General features: G+C 74.3%; 4 protein-coding genes. 2 read left to right on the forward strand and 2 right to left on the reverse strand.

Annotation, left to right across the window (positions count from 1 at the left end):
• Window positions 1-2,615 (reverse strand): alanine--tRNA ligase (alaS, locus tag GL263_RS21040; protein WP_182857300.1); only part of this gene is annotated, 2,615 nt, incomplete at its 3' end.
• A gap of 88 nt (window positions 2,616-2,703) precedes the next feature.
• Window positions 2,704-3,774: a tRNA (adenosine(37)-N6)-threonylcarbamoyltransferase complex transferase subunit TsaD gene (gene tsaD, locus GL263_RS21045; protein ID WP_182857301.1), complete on the reverse strand. Its 1,071-nt coding sequence runs from the start codon at window positions 3,772-3,774 to the stop codon at window positions 2,704-2,706.
• 193 nt (window positions 3,775-3,967) lie between these two features.
• Between tsaD and GL263_RS21050 the strand changes: the two genes are divergently transcribed.
• Window positions 3,968-4,363: a TOBE domain-containing protein gene (locus GL263_RS21050; protein ID WP_182857302.1), complete on the forward strand. Its 396-nt coding sequence runs from the start codon at window positions 3,968-3,970 to the stop codon at window positions 4,361-4,363.
• 40 nt (window positions 4,364-4,403) lie between these two features.
• Window positions 4,404-5,178 (forward strand): molybdate ABC transporter substrate-binding protein (gene modA, locus GL263_RS21055; protein WP_182857303.1); only part of this gene is annotated, 775 nt, incomplete at its 3' end.

Here is a 5,178-nt window from a genome sequence, read left to right on the forward strand (position 1 = left end):
GTGGGGGCGAGGTCGGTGGCGGGGATGCCGCCGCCCTGGGCGATGTCGTTGTTGCCGCCGCCGCGACCCGAGAGCAGGCCCTTGACGAGGGTGGCCGCCGACAGGCCGGCGTCCTTCGCGGCGCGGTTGACGGCGACGACCAGCGCCGTCTTGCCGTCGGTCTCGGCGCCGATCGCGACCACGCCGGGGGCGCGGGCGTCGAGACGGTCGCGGACGGCGAGGGCGAGTTCGCGGGCGCTGCCGCCGTCGCCGCTGAGGGTGCCCGTCGCGGCGAGGGTGCCGTCGACGTCGACGGCGGCGGCGGCGAGTTCGGCGGCGCGGCCGGCGGCCTCCTTGCGGCGGAGTTCGGCGGACTGCCGGTCGGCGGCCTTCAGCCGGTCCAGCAGCGTCGCGATGCGCTCGGGCAACTGGTCCTTGGGGGACTGGAGTTGTTCGGCGATGCGGGCGACGAGGTCGCGTTCCCGGGCGAGGTAGCCGAAGCCCTCCACGCCGACGGCGGCCTCCACGCGCCGCATGCCCGCGCCGACGGACGACTCGCCGGTGACGGCGACGACGCCGACCTGCGAGGCGTGCTCGACGTGCGTGCCGCCGCACAGCTCACGCGACCACGGGCCGCCGATCTCCACGACGCGCACCTTCTCGCCGTACGTCTCGCCGAAGAGGGCGAGCGCGCCGATCTCCTTGGCCTCCGGCAGCGTCATCCAGCGCACGCCCACCGGCAGGTCGGCGCGGAGTGCCCGGTTGGCGGCCTCCTCGACCTCGCTGCGGGTGGTCGGGCCGAGGGCGCCGCGCCAGGGGAAGTCCAGCCGCAGGTAGCCGGGCCGGTTGTAGGAGCCGGCCTGCAGCGCGGTGGGGCCGAGGATCTGGCGGAGCGCGGCGTGCAGGACGTGGGTGCCGGAGTGCGCCTGGCGGGCGCCGAGCCGCCACTCGGGGTCGACGGCGGCCCGGACGGTGTCGCCGACGGCCAGCTCACCGGCGGTGACCCGCACCTGGTGCACCACAAGGCCCGGCAACGGCCGTTGCACGTCCAGGACTTCGGCTTCGGAGGCGGTGCCGGTCAGCACGCCCGCGTCGCTGTCCTGGCCGCCGGACTCGGCGTAGAACGGGGTGCGGTCGAGTACGACGGTGACGATCTCGCCGGTGGACGCGGCCGGCCGCTGCCCGGTGGGGGCGAGGATCGCCAGGACGACGGACTCCGTCTCCAGCTTCTCCCAGGCCAGCCAGTCCGTCGGGCCGTTGGCGTCGAGCACCGAGCGCAGCGCGGCGGTGTCGGCGGCGCCGGACTTGCGGGAACGCGCGTCGGCGCGGGCCCGCTCGCGCTGCTCGTTCATCAGCGCGGTGAAGCCCTCGCGGTCCACGTCGACGCCCTGCTCGGCGGCCATCTCCAGGGTGAGGTCGATGGGGAAGCCGTACGTGTCGTGCAGGAGGAACGCCTGCGCGCCCGGCAGGGTGTGGCGGCCCTCGTCGCGGGCCTTGGCGACGGCGGTGTCCAGCACGGTCGTGCCCTGCCGCAGCGTCGTGCGGAACGCGTCCTCCTCGCCGTACGCCTGCTGGGCGATCCGGTCGAAGTCGGCGGTCAGCTCCGGGTAGCTGGGCGCCATGCAGTCGCGGGCGACGGGCAGCAGCTCCGGCAGCGCCGGGTCCTGGTGGCCGAGCAGCCGCACGGCCCGCACCGCGCGGCGCAGGATGCGGCGCAGCACGTAGCCCCGGCCCTCGTTGCCGGGCGAGGTGCCGTCGGCGAGCATCATCAGCCCGGTGCGGACGTGGTCGGCGATCACCCGCAGCCGCACGTCCGCGTCGTGCTCGGCGCCGTAGCGGACACCGGTGAGTTCGGCGGCGCGGTCGAGGATCGGGCGGGTCTCGTCGATCTCGTACAGGTTGTCGACGCCCTGGAGCAGGGTGGCCATGCGCTCCAGGCCCATACCGGTGTCGATGTTGCGGCGCGGCAGCTCGCCGAGGATCGGGTAGCCCGACTTGCCGGGACCGGGGCCGCGCTCGTACTGCATGAAGACGAGGTTCCAGAACTCCATGTACCGGTCCTCGTCGACCTCCGGGCCGCCCGCGCGGCCGAGGGCGGGGCCCCGGTCGTAGTACAGCTCGGAGCAGGGGCCGCAGGGGCCCGGCACGCCCATCGACCAGAAGTTGTCCTCGTCGCCCCGGGTGACGATCCGCTCCGACGGCAGGTCGGCGACGCGGCGCCAGATGTCCGCGCTCTCCTCGTCCGAGTGGTGCACGGTCACCCAGATCCGCTCCGGGGCGAGACCGTAGCCGCCCGCGTCGACGGGCGCCGTGGACAGCTCCCAGGCGTAGGCGATGGCCTCCTCCTTGAAGTAGTCCCCGAAGGAGAAGTTGCCGTTCATCTGGAAGAACGAGCCGTGCCGCGTCGTGCGGCCGACCTCCTCGATGTCCAGGGTGCGCACGCACTTCTGCACGCTGGCGGCACGCGGCCAGGGCGCCACGTCCTCACCGGCCAGGTACGGCTTGAAGGGGACCATGCCGGCGTTGACGAACAGCAGCGTCGGGTCCGGTGTCGGCAGCGGCGCGCTGGGGACGACGGTGTGCCCGCGTTCGGCGAAGTAGTCGAGGAAGCGGCGGCGGATCTCGGCGGTGCGCACGGTGGTCTCCGGTGGGTCAGGTCGGGCGAGTGGTCGTGAGCGGGCCGGTGGGGACGCCGGGACGGGACGGTCCGGCGGCCGGGCCGCCTCAGACGGCGGCGGCCGGCAGCGGGTACGGCTTCAGCGCCGCGTACTCCAGCGGCGCGGACGGGTCGACGGCCAGGTCCAGCGTGGCCGGTTCGGCGCCGGAACGCACCAGCAGGTCGCCGACGGCGGCGATCATCGCGCCGTTGTCGGTGCACAGCCGCAGCGGCGGCACCCGCAGCGTGATGCCGGCCTTCTCGCAGCGCAGTTGCGCCAGCGAACGCACGCGCGAGTTGGCGGCCACACCGCCGACGACCACCAGCGTGTCCACGCCGTGCTCCAGGCACGCCGAGACCGCCTTGCGGGTGAGCACGTCGGCCACCGCCTCCTGCAGCGACGCGGCGCCGTCGGCCACGGGCAGCTCGCTACCGGCGGCCCGGTGCTGCTCGGCCCAGCGGGCGGCGGCGGTCTTCAGGCCGGAGAAGGAGAACGCGTGCCGGTCGTCGCGCGGCCCGGTCAGCGGACGCGGGAAGTGCACGGCCTTCGGGTCGCCGTCCCGCGCCGCCCGGTCGATCGCCGGCCCGCCCGGGTAGGGCAGCCCGAAGACGCGGGCGACCTTGTCGAAGCACTCGCCGGCGGCGTCGTCGAGGGTGTCACCCAGATGGAGGATCGGGTCCTTGACCAGGTCCCGGACGAGCAGCAGCGAGGTGTGGCCGCCGGAGACGATCAGCACCATGCACGGGTTCGGCAGCGGGCCGTGCTCCAACGTGTCGGCGGCGACGTGCCCGGCCAGGTGGTGCACGCCGTACAGCGGCACGTCCAGTGCGAACGCGTAGCCCTTCGCGGCGGCGACGCCGACCTGCAGGGCGCCGGCCAGGCCGGGCCCGGAGGTGACGGCCACCGCGTCGACGTCCCGCAGCTTCAGCCCGGCCTGCGACAGCGCCTCCTCGACGACCGGCCGCATCGCGTGCACGTGGGCGCGGGCGGCGATCTCCGGCACCACGCCGCCGAAGCGCGCGTGCTCCTCCATGCTCGACGCCACCGCGTGGCCCAGCAGCTTCCCGTCACGGACGATCCCGGCGCCGGTCTCGTCGCAGGACGACTCGATGCCCAGCACCACGGGTGAGCCGGTCATGGTGGGCCTCCAGCCCTCGAAAAAGCGGTTACAGCCTGCGCTACGAGTGTAATTGCCCGCAAAGTTCGAACGCGCTCGCAGACGAACCGGCGCCGAGCGCGACTGTGCGAACCTCCAAGCATGCGCGCGTCTGCAATGTGAGATGCCCTCGAACTCGCGCAGATGCCATCCGATCGGGCTTATGGTGTCGCACATGCAGTCCTACACCATCGGCCAGGCCGCGCGGCTGCTCGGCGTCAGCCCCGACACCGCGCGCCGCTGGGCCGACGCCGGCCGCGTCCCCACCCACCGCGACGAGTCCGGCCGCCGCATGATCGACGGCCGCCACCTGGCCGCGTTCGCCGTCGAACTCGGCCAGCAGGGCGCCCCCGACGACGACGAGCCCTACACCTCCGCTCGCAACGCGTTCCCCGGCATCGTCACCGCCGTCAAGCTCGGCGACGTCGCCGCCCAGGTGGAGATCCAGGCCGGCCCGCACCGCCTGGTCTCCCTGCTCACCCGGGAGGCCGTCGAGGAACTGGGCCTGGAGGTCGGTATGCGCGCCACCGCGCGCGTGAAGTCCACCAACGTCCACATCGACCGCGCCTGACCGCGTCCGCCGTCCGCCGCCTCGTTCGAGAAGAGACCCCGTGCCGCACGCCAGCCCCCCGCGCCGCCGCCTCCTCGGCGCCGCGCTCGCCCTCCTCCTCACCGCCCCGCTGGCCGCCTGCGGCGGCGGGGGCGACGGCACGGCCGACGGCGCCGACACCCGCCTCACCGTCCTCGCCGCCGCCTCCCTCACCGACGTGCTGCGCACCGCCGGCGCCGCGTACGAGAAGGAGCACGAGCGCACCCGCGTCCGCTTCTCCTTCGCCGGCTCCCAGGAACTCGTCGCACAGGTCAGGCAGGGCGCACCGGCCGACGTCCTCGTCACCGCCGACACCGACAGCATGGACACCCTCGCCGGCCGCACCGGCGATCCGGCGGTCGTCGCCCGCAACCGGCTGGTCATCGCCGTCGCCAAGGGCAACCCGGAACGCGTCGGCGGGCTCGCCGACCTCGCCCGCCCCGGCCTCAAGGTGGTGCTCGCCGCACCCGAGGTGCCCGCGGGCCGCTACGCCCGCGAAGTCCTCGACCGCCAGAAGGCCGAGGTCACCAGCGTCTCCGACGAACCGAACGTGCGGGCCGCCCTCAGCAAGGTCGAACTGGGCGAGGCCGACGCCGGCCTCGTCTACGCGACCGACGCCGCGGCAAGCGACCGCGTGGACACCGTCGTCGTGCCCGACAAGCAGAACGTCGACGTCGCCTACCCCGCCGCGGTCCTGAAGGACAGCGCCCACGGCAAGGCCGCCGCCGGCTTCGTCGAATGGCTGAACTCACCCGCCGCGCGGCGGGTGAGTTCAGCCATTCGACGAAGCCGGCGGC

The sequence above is a fragment of the Streptomyces durbertensis genome, from assembly GCF_014156695.1.
GTDB classification, from domain to species: domain Bacteria; phylum Actinomycetota; class Actinomycetes; order Streptomycetales; family Streptomycetaceae; genus Streptomyces; species Streptomyces durbertensis.

What these genes read in the sequence shown, in the direction of transcription:
- tsaD (WP_182857301.1), bottom strand. Translation starts at nt 3,774, where the DNA reads ATGACCGGCTCACCCGTGGTGCTGGGCATCGAGTCGTCCTGCGACGAG.
- GL263_RS21050 (WP_182857302.1), top strand. Translation starts at nt 3,968, where the DNA reads ATGCAGTCCTACACCATCGGCCAGGCCGCGCGGCTGCTCGGCGTCAGC.